Source organism: Sneathiella sp. P13V-1, assembly GCF_015143595.1.
Taxonomy (GTDB): Bacteria; Pseudomonadota; Alphaproteobacteria; order Sneathiellales; family Sneathiellaceae; genus Sneathiella.
Genome location: NZ_WYEU01000004.1, coordinates 44,335 through 58,779, shown reverse-complemented (window position 1 = coordinate 58,779; position 14,445 = coordinate 44,335). Strand labels below are relative to the sequence as shown.

General features: G+C 47.3%; 16 protein-coding genes. 6 read left to right on the top strand and 10 right to left on the bottom strand.

The genetic code is table 11. The annotated features are described in order from the left end of the window. Positions 1-8 precede the first annotated feature (8 nt). The 5 genes from GUA87_RS15750 to GUA87_RS15730 form a co-directional block, all read right to left on the bottom strand. The gene (locus GUA87_RS15750) at positions 9-671 is read right to left on the bottom strand and encodes a protein phosphatase CheZ (RefSeq protein ID WP_193717578.1); all 663 of its coding nucleotides are present in this window, start codon (positions 669-671) and stop codon (positions 9-11) included. An 81-nt stretch (positions 672-752) separates the two neighbouring features. Then, positions 753-1,430 carry a MotE family protein gene (locus GUA87_RS15745; protein ID WP_193717577.1) on the bottom strand — a complete coding sequence of 226 codons (678 nt, stop codon included), beginning with the start codon at positions 1,428-1,430 and terminating at the stop codon, positions 753-755. Between the two features lie 13 nt (positions 1,431-1,443). After that, entirely contained in the window at positions 1,444-1,899 is a 456-nt protein-coding gene (locus tag GUA87_RS15740) for a DUF6468 domain-containing protein (RefSeq protein WP_193717576.1), read from the bottom strand. A gap of 5 nt (positions 1,900-1,904) precedes the next feature. Then, positions 1,905-3,089: a flagellar motor switch protein FliM gene (fliM, locus tag GUA87_RS15735; RefSeq protein ID WP_227712095.1), complete on the bottom strand. Its 1,185-nt coding sequence runs from the start codon at positions 3,087-3,089 to the stop codon at positions 1,905-1,907. A gap of 8 nt (positions 3,090-3,097) precedes the next feature. Continuing rightward, positions 3,098-3,616, bottom strand: coding sequence for a flagellar basal body-associated FliL family protein (locus GUA87_RS15730; protein ID WP_193717575.1), 519 nt, complete (start codon positions 3,614-3,616; stop codon positions 3,098-3,100). Positions 3,617-3,914: 298 nt separating this feature from the next. Between GUA87_RS15730 and flgF the strand changes: the two genes are divergently transcribed. From flgF to flgH, 4 genes are read left to right on the top strand one after another with little or no spacing between them, the layout of a single operon-like run. Beyond that, a complete protein-coding gene (gene flgF, locus GUA87_RS15725; protein WP_193717574.1) occupies positions 3,915-4,637 on the top strand; it encodes a flagellar basal-body rod protein FlgF in 723 nt (240 codons plus the stop codon). A 14-nt stretch (positions 4,638-4,651) separates the two neighbouring features. Then, positions 4,652-5,437, top strand: coding sequence for a flagellar basal-body rod protein FlgG (gene flgG, locus GUA87_RS15720; RefSeq protein WP_193717573.1), 786 nt, complete (start codon positions 4,652-4,654; stop codon positions 5,435-5,437). Positions 5,438-5,465: 28 nt separating this feature from the next. Continuing rightward, positions 5,466-6,425, top strand: coding sequence for a flagellar basal body P-ring formation chaperone FlgA (gene flgA, locus GUA87_RS15715; RefSeq protein WP_193717572.1), 960 nt, complete (start codon positions 5,466-5,468; stop codon positions 6,423-6,425). Positions 6,426-6,437: 12 nt separating this feature from the next. Further along, positions 6,438-7,199 (top strand): flagellar basal body L-ring protein FlgH, encoded by a 762-nt coding sequence (gene flgH, locus GUA87_RS15710; protein ID WP_193717571.1) that lies wholly within the window; start codon positions 6,438-6,440, stop codon positions 7,197-7,199. A 68-nt stretch (positions 7,200-7,267) separates the two neighbouring features. Here flgH and GUA87_RS15705 read toward each other — a convergent pair whose 3' ends face one another. The 5 genes from GUA87_RS15705 to GUA87_RS15685 form a co-directional block, all read right to left on the bottom strand. After that, positions 7,268-7,696, bottom strand: a complete 429-nt coding sequence (locus GUA87_RS15705) for an SRPBCC family protein (RefSeq protein ID WP_193717570.1) — start codon at positions 7,694-7,696, stop codon at positions 7,268-7,270. Beyond that, the gene (locus tag GUA87_RS15700; RefSeq protein ID WP_193717569.1) at positions 7,689-8,021 is read right to left on the bottom strand and encodes an ArsR/SmtB family transcription factor; all 333 of its coding nucleotides are present in this window, start codon (positions 8,019-8,021) and stop codon (positions 7,689-7,691) included. Before GUA87_RS15700 ends, GUA87_RS15705 begins: the two co-directional genes overlap by 8 nt. 112 nt (positions 8,022-8,133) lie before the next feature. After that, positions 8,134-8,931 (bottom strand): enoyl-CoA hydratase/isomerase family protein, encoded by a 798-nt coding sequence (locus tag GUA87_RS15695; protein ID WP_193717568.1) that lies wholly within the window; start codon positions 8,929-8,931, stop codon positions 8,134-8,136. Between the two features lie 45 nt (positions 8,932-8,976). Continuing rightward, the gene (locus tag GUA87_RS15690; protein ID WP_193717567.1) at positions 8,977-10,038 is read right to left on the bottom strand and encodes an MBL fold metallo-hydrolase; all 1,062 of its coding nucleotides are present in this window, start codon (positions 10,036-10,038) and stop codon (positions 8,977-8,979) included. Positions 10,039-10,140: 102 nt separating this feature from the next. Next, positions 10,141-11,943, bottom strand: a complete 1,803-nt coding sequence (locus tag GUA87_RS15685) for an acyl-CoA dehydrogenase (protein WP_193717566.1) — start codon at positions 11,941-11,943, stop codon at positions 10,141-10,143. Between the two features lie 119 nt (positions 11,944-12,062). Between GUA87_RS15685 and GUA87_RS15680 the strand changes: the two genes are divergently transcribed. Together GUA87_RS15680 and GUA87_RS15675 are read left to right on the top strand one after the other, a co-directional pair. After that, positions 12,063-13,019 (top strand): L-threonylcarbamoyladenylate synthase, encoded by a 957-nt coding sequence (locus GUA87_RS15680; RefSeq protein WP_193717565.1) that lies wholly within the window; start codon positions 12,063-12,065, stop codon positions 13,017-13,019. Positions 13,020-13,033: 14 nt separating this feature from the next. Then, entirely contained in the window at positions 13,034-14,443 is a 1,410-nt protein-coding gene (locus GUA87_RS15675; protein ID WP_227712094.1) for an FAD-binding oxidoreductase, read from the top strand. The last annotated feature ends 2 nt before the right edge of the window (positions 14,444-14,445 follow it).

Below are 14,445 nucleotides of genomic sequence, written 5' to 3'. Positions count from 1 at the left end.
AAAGTCACCTAATCAAAGCTGGCCAACAAAGCATCAATTTCATCTTGAGAAACGCCATCGCCTTCAAGTTGCGGACCGTTCAGTAAATCTGCATCTGCACGCTCGTCATTTACTTTCAGGTCGTCCCCGATATCTTTTCTCTCCGCATCTGCATTGATCTCAGCACCGATAGATTGTGCCATTTTGTTAATTGTCGTTTCAATATGCTTAAGCGTAGACACTACCTTGTTGATACGTTGGCCAGTAATATCCTGGAAGTTTGAAGCTTCGTAGATACTTGTTATCACATCTGTGATTTTCTCTTCCTGTTCCCCTCCAACTTCTGCACCGATTTCACCAAGCTTTTCCGCAGCATCCAAAATGGTATTCGTTGCTTCTTCGGTGGCTTCAACAATCGCGCTTAATTCGTCGGTCGCCGCGGGAATGTGCTGTTCATTGATTTCTTGCGGCTGCAATGCGGCAATTTCACCGCGTGCTTTCTTGATAAATTCGACAAGTTCAAAGATTTGGTGGTGGATATGGATATCTTGCGCAGAAATATCCCCTTCCATATTTTCCATCAGGGTTCCGACCAAATCAGCAACATCACCGATATTGACCATTTCCCCATGAGTTTCACGAATTGCGTCAACCCGGTCAGATAAATGTTTTGCAAATGCGGCTGAATCCATTTTTTCACCTGCTAGAAAAGCTTCGCCCAGCCTTTCAACCTAGTTACTATAGGTTAAATGCTGGTAAAGACGGCTCTTCGTTTAGCTCCCTTTCCCAACCTCTGGCAATTGTTTCCTTGTCGCCAACTCGACAGTTAGTTCTTTAGCTCTGGCACCGTTCATCTTGCCCAATATGGCAGCCAGTTTTGACTCCTTCATCAAACCACTGACATCCAGCAACACTTCCATATCCAGAGAATTAAAGATCCGCGCTGCATCTTTTGGTTTCATTTTCTCGTAGATAGCCACAAGACTTTTCAGCTTTTCAAGCTCCTGCTTGTCATATTTCTTCAAAAGCTCTGCAATTGTTGCTTCTATCTCTTTCAGCTTCGCAATCTTGGTATCAATGCGTTTTTCAGTAGCTTTCAGAAGATTTTCCCGCAGGTCAAGTTCTACAGATCTGGCCTCCAGCTGATCACGACGCTCGACAAGGCGCTGCAAAACTTCAATTTCACTGGCACTTAAGTTCGTAACATCGATATCTGCTTCTTCATTTTTCTCCTTGGGAGTAGCTGTATCATCAGTAGCTGAAGTTTCACCTGTGCCATCACCTTCTGTGCTGGCATCAACTTCTTTCTTTTCTTCCTGCGCCTGCACACCTGTAACTTCCAACGACAGGATATTTTCTTTCGTCGTAGAATAGAAACTACCAAGTTTCAGGCCAAAAACCATAATCATCGCTAAAATGGTAACAGGCAATATTCGAATATGTCTCATCATCGCGTTGCCCCTGTTACTTGGATTTTGTCAACATTTGGAGAAGTTCGCGCTCAGCTTCTGTTCTCGGCTCAATGCCACTGCTGGTTTCCTCAGAAGAATCTGTAGCTGTATCTTCTTGGCGAGAGGCGATCTGGCGTCCAGAGCCATCCACGCTTTCCTGCAATTTATCTGCAATTCGAGAACTGGAAGCATTGATAAGTTTTAACTCTTCGAGCAAACCTTTGGCTTCATCCAATTCCTGTTGTAGATCCTGCCCGATGGTCTCACTGGCACTTTTCAGTTCTTCAATTCCCAATTTTGACCGGACAATCGCACGATCAAAGTCTTCAGCAACTTTATGTAACTCCTGCTGAGCATCCCTCATAACCGATAATTTGCGGCTTAGGTTGACACAATAGGCAATCGTTGCGCCCAGCATGAAAATCAGTAACAGGTCCAATAAAACAGGAATACTCAAAAACTCTGCCATAACACTTACCCTAGGTTGCGAAGCGTCTTGTCCACCTTAACGGCAATATTCTGCCCTGAACGACCCATCTTGCCGGACACCATGCCGATACCGCCACAGCGAAGAATAACAGGACTTGCCGGTGACGCGTTCAGCATGATCGTATCGCCGATTTCAAGGTTCAAAATGCGATTGAGTGACAATTCCTGCTCATCAAGGACAGCCAGAATATCAACCTCAGTCGCCCATAGTTCCGTCGCCAGATGGTTTTCCCAAATACTGTCACGACCAAATTTCTCACCCATGAACATTTGCAGCAGAAGTTCACGAACGGGCTCGAGTGTGGCGTATGGCAACAAGAGTTCCAAACGACCACCGCGATCTTCCATATCAATCCGTAGCTTGATTAAAATGGCAGCGTTCGCTGGACGCGCGATTGTTGCAAAACGTGGGTTGGTCTCCACACGTTCCTGCCTGAAACTTACCGGGCTCAAAGGCTCAAATGCAGCGGACATATCGGCGAGGATAACACTGACCATCCGCTCTACAAGATTTCGTTCAATTGTCGTATAAGGTCGGCCTTCAATTCTCATAGCCGCAGTTCCTCGGCGCCCGCCGAGCAACACATCCACGATTGAGTAAATCAATGAACTGTCGACCATGATCAGTCCATAGTTATCCCACTCTTCCGCTCTGAACACACTAAGGATCGCAGGCAAAGGGATTGAGTTCAGATAATCACCGAAACGAATGGATGTAATATTGTCGAGGCTGACTTCCACATTATCGGACGTAAAGTTGCGAAGAGATGTCGTCATCATACGGACAAGGCGGTCAAAGACCACCTCAAGCATTGGAAGACGTTCATAGTTGACAAGGGCAGAGTTGATAATGGCTTTAATGCCGGACTTATCGCCACCGCCATCACCGTCCATATCAAAACCGAGAAGGCTATCAATTTCGTCCTGGTTCAGAACACGGGTTGCGCCACCACTTGCAGCTTCATTGATGCTGGCACCGCCAGGCGCCTCTTCTTCTGCTTCGGCTTCACCGCCCATGGCTGCGGCCATGTCCATGTCATCGCCGCCCCCGCCCATAGCGGCAGCCATATCCATTTCTTCGTCCGCAGCCATAGCCGCGGCCATGTCCATCTCGCCGTCTTCTTCGGCTGCCATGGCAGCAGCCATATCCATTTCTTCTTCGTCAGTCATGGATACTCCTACTGAACCAACATTTCCTTAAACAGGACATCCTTGACCTGTATAGGTTTAACCGAGCTGTTTATGCGATACAGCAACTCTTCTTTAAGTCTATAGATGCCCGCTGACCCCTGAAGGTCTGATGGGCGCAACTCGCGAAGGTAGACCTGAAAATTATCCATAACCCGAGGCAACAGCTTTTCAAGTTCTGGAAGAACAGTCTCATCGTCCAGCTCAAGTGAGACGCCCAGCTTGAGAAATGCAGTTTTGTTACCAGACACACTTAAGTTTACGAGAAGCTCAGGCATATCGTAAAAAACGACAACCTTGTCAACTTCCTCAACGACTTCCTCTTCGACAACTTCCTCAGTTGTCTCTTCGCTATCGAACACGCCTGCGAAAAAAGCACCGCCTACGCCGCCACCTATCAGCAGAATTGGTAGAACAATAAAGAGAATAAGCGCCTTACCACTTAAGCCCTTCTTCTTGACCTTCTCTTCACCATCTTCACCTTCTGGTGCTTCATTTTCGTCTGACATAAAGGCCTCTAGAATGAAAACTCATGCAAAAATTTTGTTCAGTCTATGAAAACTTGGTTAACAAGAGGTTGCACGAATTAGCTTTTCTCACATTTTTTTCGTTCCGTTAACCATAAATTCAACCGGAAGTAACAGCAATGGAATTTTTTTCCGCCCTTTCGGCTGATTATACCTATTCAGCCGCCTCCCCAATATTGCCGAATACCCATAAATATATGATTTAACTGCATAATTTATTTGGCACGATACGTGCATATGGTATGGCATCGATTTATTTGCCAAAAGGGCGGAGACGTAAATGGAAAATGCAGTCTACATCGGATTGTCGCAACAAATGGCGCTAAAACGGCACCTTGATATTGTTGCCAACAACATCGCCAATATGAACACCACAGCCTACAAGGTTGTTCGTCCAGTATTTCAGGAATATCTGGTTGACGAACCATTTAAGGACAAGATGGCGTTCGTACAGGATTACGGTGTTTACCACGATCGTACAGAAGGTACATTTACGGAAACTGGTCGTCCGCTTGATCTGGCAATTAGCGGGGATGGGTACTTCTCCATCCAAACCGATCAGGGTATTCGTTATACGCGAAACGGTAACTTCAAATTCGATACTGAAGGCAATGTCATCACTGCCGCTGGTGATTATCTGGTTGACGATCGGAATGATCGTATTCAGGTAGAACTCTCCAACCCCAATATCGAAATTGCAAGTGACGGCACGGTCAACCTCGGGACAGAAGATACTGTAAAAATCCAACTATACCGTTTCGACAACGAACAGATCATGAAGCAGGAAGGTAACGGTTACTATAATCCAAATGGTGCCGCCCCAATCCCCGCTGAAGAAAGCCGTATCATGCAGGGGTCTCTTGAAGGCTCCAATGTCACACCCGTTTTGGAAATGACAACCATGATCGAAATTATGCGGACCTATCAAGCCGCGCAGAAACTTTTGGATGCAGAACACGAAATGCAGATGAAAGCCATCGAAGAACTACCGGCGATGAATTAGGAGAGGATTAAGTAATGCGTGCACTAGGAACAGCTTCCACAGGTATGTTGGCTCAACAGCTTAATGTTGATGTCATCTCCAATAACATCGCGAACATGACCACAACTGGCTTCAAACGCCAACGGGCAGAATTTCAGGACCTTCTATATCAGGATATGCGCCGTGCAGGTGCTTCCTCATCGGATGCCGGAACCATCGTTCCCTCAGGTATTCAGATCGGTGTTGGTGTGAAAACTGCATCCGTATACCGCATCACCGACCAAGGTGGCATGGAAGCAACCCAGAACACCTACGATCTTGCCATTCAAGGCGAAGGTTACTTCCGCGTTCTTTTGCCAAGCGGTGATGAAGCCTACACTCGTGCAGGCTCCTTCCAGGTAAGTCCAACCGGCGAGATTGTAACGCAAGACGGTTATACCGTTCTGCCAAGCATCACAGTTCCGCAAGACGCCATTAGCGTTGAAGTCAACACAAGCGGTGAAGTGCAGGTTCAACTTGATGGACAGGTCGCCCTTCAAACAGTTGGACAGATTGACTTGGCGATTTTCTTCAACGAAGCAGGTCTACAGCCAATGGGTGACAACCTTTATACCGAGAGTCCAGCATCCGGCGCCCCAAGTGTTGGTGTTCCGGGATCTGTTGGTTTTGGTACCGTTCGTCAGGGTTACCTTGAAACATCCAATGTTAATGCAGTTGGTGAGATCACTTCTTTGATCAGCGCGCAACGGGCATACGAGATGAATTCAAAAGTCATCACCACAGCAGACGAAATGATGTCTGTAACCAACCAGCTTAGATAAGCTTGAACCCTAGAATAGAGGTCCAGTTATGAAACATATCGGCATCTTTATCCTTTTCATTTCCTGTCTTATGGGGGCTATGACGGCCTCTGCGGCAAACACCGTTACGCTTAAATCCAAGCCGGTTGTGGAAGGGGAAAACATTACCTTTGGTGATATATTTACAGGAGTAGGTGAAAAATCTGACTACGTGATTGCCGCTTCCCCTGCGCCCGGAAAAACCGTTTCTTTTAAAGCGTCATCGGTCGCCTTTGTCGCGCAAAAACACGGTCTGGATTGGCAACCTACACGATCTGTTTCCATGATTTCTGTTCTTCGCAAAGGCCAGATCATTCCGCAAGAACGGGTCGAGGAGCATATTCGTGCAGCCTTGGAAATGGAACTGGCCACAGATCAGTTTGAGTTGGATATGCCGAGCCGTTTTACAAAAATTCAGATTAGCGTTCTGGACGAGCCTGAAATTGTTGTGGAGAGCCTATCCTATAACGAGCGGAAAAACAGCTTTAGCGCGATAATTTCTGCGCCTGCAAATTCAGATAACGCGACTAACTACCGTGTTGTAGGCAAATTTTACCCACAAGCAATGGTTCCCGTAAGCACCCGCCTTATTCGGACTGGAGAAAAAATCCGTGAGCAAGATGTGGAATTTCAACTGGTTCGTAAAAACCGAGTTGGACGTAATATCGTTCTAGATGTTGACGAACTAGTAGGTAAGTCCCCCCGCCGCTCTATGCGAGCAGGCGGCACCTTCCACCTCAACAACCTTGGTGATCCTGTGACCATCGCTAAAGGCAAAATCATCTCTGTGATCTTCAAACGCGGCGGAATCGCCCTCACCATGACAGGAAGAGCCCTGGAGAACGGCTCAGAAGGTGACATAATCCGTGTTGAAAACGCTCACAGCCGTAAAGTCATTCAGGCAGAAGTCATTGATGACCAGCAAGTCCGCATCATTACCGCCCAGCAACGCCTGGCAACAATCCAATAGTGGAGATTAAAAATGAACCACACAGCACTTAAAAAAATAGTTCGCTCAACAGCCCTTCTTGGATTGGTCGCCACTCTTGCCGGCTGTAACGCGTATAGCCGTATCGCTTCAATTGGATCGGAACCTCCGCTGTCCCAAATTGAAAACCCAATGACATCTAAAAACTATCAACCGGTCTCGCTGCCAATGCCACGCCCTGAGCCGGTCCTGAAACAAGCCAATTCCCTTTGGCGGCCTGGCTCCCGCGCCTTCTTTAAAGATCAGCGCGCCAGTCGTATCGGCGACATCTTGACAGTTAATGTGAAGATTGAAGACAAAGCAACTTTGAACAATTCAACATCCACAAGCCGTTCTACAGCAGAAACGGCGAACACAACCGCCTTGTTGGGCCTTGAAAGCCAACTTGCCAAAGTTCTGCCCGAAGCTGTAAACCCTGCCTCCTTGGCGGATCTGGGCAGCGAGCATTCTGTGAACGGAACCGGTGCGGTTACCCGCAACGAGACTATTGAACTGGAGATTGCCGCGATCGTTACACAGGTACTGCCAAACGGAAATATGGTGATTTCCGGCAAACAGGAAGTTCGTGTCAATTTTGAAAGCCGCGACCTTTATGTAACCGGCGTTATCCGCCCAGAAGATATATCCTCTGGCAACACTATAGACAGTTCAAAAATCGCAGAGGCAAGAGTTGCCTATGGCGGACGTGGCCACCTGACAGATGTTCAGCAAGCCCGTTACGGACAACAACTATTCGATATCATCTTCCCATTCTAATCTGGGAGGACAACCCCGAGAAAAAGGCGACCAAATGGTCGCCTTTTTTTTTGTGAAGTGTAATTATCCTAATGATTAACATTGTTTCTCAAGCGTCCAAAATGAGAGTCCCATCCCATATCCAAAGCACAGAAAATGCCGAGCGCCCCTTCCCCTGCAGCTTCGGCAACACCTTCATGGGTTAATGTAAGCACGGTTCCACCAAATGTTTCTTCAAGTTGCCAGGTAACTGTTGTCTCTTTCCCTTGAAACGGATTTATGCAGAAGGTCTGAACCATGTGGTATGGAGCGTTCATTTCCAGAACTTTTCCCCAAACTATTTTCCGATAGGATCCATCATCATTTTGTTCGAGTAGCGTATATTCCTGTCCTGCTTCAAGATCCTCTTCAGCTGGATGATACCATTTGCCTAGCTTCTCTTTGTCTGTGAGGAATGACCAAACCGTATTGGCTGGCGCTTTAAAAAATACAGTTTTTACAATTTTGGTTTCAGTCATCACTTCCTTTTCCTTCCATTTCAATGGCCTTCCCAAGATCAGCCAAACGGTCATCCCAGAAGCGACTGAAATAACTTACCCAATCCGAAACAGATTGAAGTCCTTGAGGTTCCAGGTGATTAATTCTTTCTCTTCCATGAGGATTTACGGAAATCAACTTACCTTCTTCAAGGATTGTCAGGTGTTTTTTCACCGCTGCACGTGTCATATCGAACTTCTCCGACACCTCACCTATAGTCATATCTCGTCGGCTGAGATGCATCAGAATTTCACGTCGTGTTGGATCTGACAGAGCACGAAACACCCCTTGGTTTCCAGTATTCATGTAACTCACTCCAAAATAATACCGTTTGGTTTCATATAAATAATACCAAAAGGTATTATATCAAGAAAAAATTTTGGCCCTGCTCGAATTACTGAACAAGGCCTGAAATTAATTACTTACCCTTGAACGAAGGTTTTCTTTTTTCTGAAAAGGCAACAATGGCTTCCGCCCAGTCTTCCGTAGCGGCACATTGCGAGAAGCTTTCAGCCTCCAACGCAAGCTGCTGTTCAAGCCCGTTGACCATAGACGCGTGCATCAGCTCTTTCGTTTTGCCAAGGGCAAATGTTGGACCACTTGCAAGGCGCTCAGCCAGTTTCTTGGTTTCAGCTTCCAATTCATCATCAGGTACAATGAAATTGATCAATCCATATTCTTTTGCTGCTTCTGCGCCAAAGCGGTCACCAAGCATGGCAATTTCCATGGCTTTTTTCAGGCCAACAATTCGTGGCAGTGAATAAGATCCAGATCCATCTGGTGTCGCACCGATGCCGATATAACCCATTGTGTAGAAAGAGCTTTCACCTGCGATTACAATATCGCAGGCCATTGCAAGAGACAGGCCGAAACCAGCTGCAGCCCCTTGAACACTGGCGATAACTGGCTTCTTCATGCGTCGAAGGGCGACAAGTGTTGGAGTCAGATTATGAATACGGGCCTCAAAGGTTTTCCGGCGATTATCAGGGTCCAGTTCCACAAAATCCTTGAAGGATTTCACATCGCCACCTGCCATGAAATGCTCGCCTGCACCTTTAATAACAACACATCGAATACTATCATCCGCTTCCAGATCGATAACAGCTTCGTTCAGCTTTGCTCTCATTTCCAGCGATAAAGCGTTTCGACTGTCAGGCCGGTTCATCGTCAGCGTTGCGATGCTTCCATTTTTCTCAATAAGTAGATGATCTGTCATAGCTCCCTCCCTTTTTATGTTATTTATTTTTCAAGGTTTGACATGTTACGCAACGGCGGTTTGGACATTCTTTTGCATTTGAAAGCGCCACACGCCGTCATCACCAACGAGGCGATTTAATTCACCCGTTCCGACAAGATAATGGCAATGGGCTAGTGCTTCTGCCATGGCCAAGCCCATATTGTTTTCATCCAGTTTGCGTTCAAAAAGAACGGGAAGAATATCTTGTACCGTCTTTGGAGACGAACAAGCCAATTTCAACTGTTCAAGTCGTTTTATATGATGACTTTCATAGTAATCCAGCTGGTTATGCAAGCCGACAAATACATCATTATGTGAAGGCAGCACCAACGTATCTTCAGGTAGATGGCGGAACTTATCAATGGATCCCAAAAACTTCCCAAGTGGATTTGCCAGTGGTTCAGTTGGGTAGACCCCGATATGTGGGCTGATCTTAGGAAGAACCTGATCCCCTGAAATCAGAAGACCTTTTTCTTCACAGTAAAGACATACATGTTCCGGCGAGTGTCCTTGCCCGACAATCACTTCCCATTTATTGTCACCAATTTCCAGTACCTGCCCTTCGTCAAGGCGTATAATACTGTTTCCGTACCCGTGAATGATTTTGCGGATATTGTCGTAACCACGTTCACGCATGGCATCGATCATCTTCTCCGGCAGTCCGACCTTCCGATAAAAAGCGATCACGGACTCTGGAACTTCCGGCTGCGCTTCCAGGAAAAGCATCCGGCCAAATGACCATTCCCCCATACTCATGGTCAGATCAATGCCCCATTTTTCAGTGATCCATGTGGCTGCGCCTACATGATCAGGATGGAAATGGGTGCAAATCATCTGGGTAACAGGTTTACCCTTCAGATGTTTTTCAAAAACACTTTCCCAGATGGCGCGGACTTTACTGGTGTTTACACCGGAATCGATAATTGTCCAACCATCCTTTCCTTCCAGTAAATAGACGTTGATAAAATCAAGCCCTGCGAAAGGAATAGGTATTCTTGTCCATAAAACACCTTCGGAGACTTCGATAACATCACCAGGTTCAGGGCGCGTGCCGAGGGGGTAAGTCAGTTCTTTTTTATTATTCATTATGCTTCCACGCAAAAAATGTGGCGGCCAAAGCCGCCACAAAATCTAATATATCAATATTAGCGCAGTTAACGTGCACGTCAACTTTGTTGATAAGCTGTGTTACGCAACAAGGTCATCCTCGTCGATTGCAAACAGCAATTCAGGGCCTTCTGTAACAGGGCCAAGCAATGCAGCCACCTGCGGCAGGATTTGTGCCGCGAAGTAGCGGGCTGTCGTCACTTTGCTGTTCAGGAATTTCGTATCAGCATCCGCAGCGCCAAGTAATTCTTTCGCTTTCACAGCTGATTTCGCCATCAGATATCCGCCGACAGTTGTCGCGAACATACGCAGGTAAGGCGTTGCACCTGCTGGGGCGGAGTTTGGATCATTTGGTGCATTTGTGTACATCCAGTCCGTTGCGTCTTTAAGCGCAGTCACAGCCACACCAAGATGACGGGAAATGCCCTGCAGGTCTTCATCATCACTGCTGTTCATCTGATGGGACAGTTCTTCCATTTCCGTCATTAGTTTGCGAACAGGCTCACCGCCTTGCATGGAAAGTTTACGGCCGATCAGATCCAGCGCCTGAATGCCGTTTGTACCTTCATAAATAGGAAGAATACGGGCATCGCGGTAATATTGACCAACACCGGTTTCTTCGATAAAGCCCATACCGCCGTGGATTTGGACAGCAGTTGATGACAGCTCAACACCCAGATCTGTACACCATGCTTTTGATAGTGGTGTCAAAAGTTCCGCAAGGCCCATTGCTTCTTTGCGGACGTCTTCGTCAGGATGGTTGTGCCCTTTATCAAGTGCAGCACCGTTCAGATATACAAGGCAGCGCATTGCTTCGATCTGCGAACGCATGCTCATCAGGTTGCGGCGAACATCCGCGTGCTTAACAATTGAAGAGCTTTCACCTTTTTCAGCACCGATCGCCCGGCCCTGTTTACGATCCAGCGCGTATTCTACAGACTGCTGATACGCCCGTTCAGCAATTGCCAAACCTTGCAGGCCAACATTCAGGCGGGCATTGTTCATCATTGTGAACATGCAGGCCATACCTTTGTTTTCACCGCCGATCAGGTAACCTACGCACTCATCGTTATCGCCATAGGACATGACACAGGTTGGGCTGGCGTGAATACCAATTTTCTCTTCAACAGATACGCATTTCAAGTCGTTACGCGCGCCTAAAGATCCATCTTCGTTCACAAGGAATTTCGGTACGATGAAAAGGGAAATGCCTTTTGTACCCGCTGGCGAACCTGGAGTGCGAGCCAGTACAAGGTGAATAATATTGTCAGCCATTTCATGTTCACCATAGGTGATGAAAATCTTCTGACCTTTAATTCTCCAGGACCCATCGTCAGCAGGCTCAGCTTTTGTACGAAGTGCGCCCACATCAGAACCTGCATGGCTTTCTGTCAGGTTCATTGTAGCTGTCCACTCACCCGTGACCAGCTTCTGCAGATAAGTTTCTTTCTGCTCATCCGTGCCATGGGCAATCAGAGACTCAATCGCACCCTGTGTCAGCAATGGGCAAAGGGCAAAAGCCATGTTGGAGGAGTTCCACATTTCGACAGTTGCAAGCGTGACCGCCTGAGGCATTGCACCGCCGTCATAATCTTCCGGACCAGAAACACCATTCCAACCGCCTTCAGCAAACTGTTTATAGGCATCACTCCAGCCTTCAGGAGATTTAACAACACCATCTGTCACAGAAGTACCTGCCAGATCACCGGCTTTATTCAGAGGAGAGAGGACGTTGGTCGCCAGTTTGGAAGCCTCTTCCAAAACAGCATCCACGACATCACTCTCAGCATGTGCAAACGCTTCCATGCTGTTTAGTTCATCAAGCCCAATGACATGATTGAGAACAAAGCGCATATCTTTCAGTGGTGCGTTATATTCGCCCATTAGGATAGTCCTTCTAATATTTTTACTTATCTATATTGCTGCTCTTATGCCATATTGAGCCGCGCAAAAAAATGAAATTTTATGTACAGCCCCAATATACGACCCATAGCCTCTTCCAGATGACAGATAATTCAATGATATTACCGATTAATCAGGAAAACATTGCCCTCGCCGCAAGGGCGTTGCGGTCCGGCGCGCTTGTCTCCTTCCCAACAGAAACTGTTTATGGACTTGGTGCAGATGCAACGAAAGGCAACGCCGTTGCCAATATCTTTGAAGCAAAGGGCCGTCCAAGTTTTAATCCGCTAATTGTACATGTGCCGGACATTGAGACCGCAAAACGATACGTAACCTTTAACAAGCTGGCAGAGGAGCTCGCCGTAAAACTCTGGCCTGGTCCTATCACTATGGTTCTGCCACGCGTTGAGGATTGCAGTATTTCTGAGTTGGCAAGCGCTGGCCTGCCAACCTTGGCCATCCGCATTCCAGCAAACCCTTTGGCGAGAACACTTCTAAAAGAGGCAGGTATTCCTGTCGCGGCCCCTAGCGCAAACCTTTCCGGTAAAATCAGCCCCACAGAAGCCCAACATGTTGCAGATGACCTCGGCGATAAAGTCGCCTGTATTCTGGATGGAGGATCCTGCGCCGTTGGTCTGGAAAGCACCGTTATTTCTTTGGCGGATAACAAGATTACGATCCTGAGACCGGGCGGCATCTCCCGCGAAGATTTATTGCCATTTGGATATCCTGTGGAAGAAGCCGAAGCCGACGCCGAAATTTCAAGTCCCGGGATGCTTTTAAGTCACTACGCACCGGGCTGCTCAGTGAGGCTCAACGCCATGCAGAAAAACGACGGGGAAGCTTTTCTGTCTTTCGGTTCAGGCTTTGAAGAAATTGAAGATTTAAATTTGAGCGCTGAAGGGGACTTAAAAGAAGCCGCCGCCAACCTGTTTTCAGCGCTTCATAAGCTGGATAAGATGAAGCCAACGGTTATCGCTGTTACCCCCATTCCAAATGAAGGAATTGGGATCGCGATCAATGATCGCCTTAACCGCGCTGCCGCACCAAAAGAATAAAAATGAGAAAAACCATGTCAGTTATTGAATCCATCACAGAAGTTGTCGGAGAAAAAAACGTCATCACTGACGAAACCGACATGCAGGGGTTTTTAGTTGAATGGCGCGATAAATATGTCGGGAGGTCAAGGGCGGTAGTCCTTCCCAAAACAACGGAAGAAGTCTCAAAAGTCGTAAAAATCTGCGCCGACACCAAAACCCCAATTGTCCCACAAGGTGGCAATACCAGCCTTGTGGGCGGCAGCATTCCTTTTGATGCAGGTGACGAGATTATCATCTCCCTGAAACGCATGAATAATATCCGCACTGTAGATACTAAAGGCGGGACGCTAACCGTTGAAGCGGGCTGCATCTTAGCGGACCTGCAGAACAAAGCGGAAGAGTTGGGATATATGTTCCCACTTCGTATTGGATCAGAGGGAAGTTGTCAGATTGGCGGCAACATTTCCACCAATGCCGGTGGCGTACAGGTCTTGCATTATGGCAATACCCGTGAACAAATCCTTGGACTGGAAGTCGTTTTACCAGATGGACAGATCTGGGATGGTCTTACCAATCTTCGGAAAAACAATACCGGCTACGATCTAAAGCATCTTTTCATTGGCGGCGAAGGCACTTTGGGGATCGTAACTGCAGCCGTTGTCAAGATGTATCCACGACCGAAATATCAACAGCTGGCCATGATTGCAGTGCCTGATCCAACCGCTGCGGTTGAGTTGTTAGGTCTTGCTCGCGAAATGAGCGGTGATCAGGTGACCGCCATGGAAATCATCCCCCGGATCGCCATTGATCTTGTTGTTAAACATGTTGACGGTTTCAGCGATCCCATGCCGGATAGGTACGATTGGCAGGTCCTTGTTGAGCTTTCCTCCAGCGCCAGCGACAATCTCCATGATTTGATGCAGGAAATTCTGGAACGCGGTTTTGAAGATGAGATCATTTTGGATGCCATTGTTCCGGCAAGTGACACCCAGCAACAAAAACTTTGGGCCTTACGGGAGGAAATCTCGGGTGCACAAAAGCCAGAAGGCGGCAGTATAAAGCATGACATTTCTGTACCCGTTGCAGATATTCCGGAGTTTATCCAGCGCGCAGATGCCGCATTACAAGAAGTGATCCCCGGTTTCCGCCCTGTCACATTTGGCCATATCGGAGATGGGAACCTTCATTATAATCCGCTACAACCTGAAGGCGCCGACAAAGCCGAATATCTAGCCAAATGGGAAAGTGTTAATCGCGTGGTTCACGATATTGTTCATGACATGAACGGCAGTATCAGCGCAGAACACGGCATTGGCCGCATGAAGAAAAACGAAATGGCGCGTTATAAATCAGCGGCCGAACTGGATTTGATGCGAAAAATAAAGTCAGTCATCGACCCGGCAAACATCATGAACCCAGGTAAACTTCTACCTGATGAGTAAAC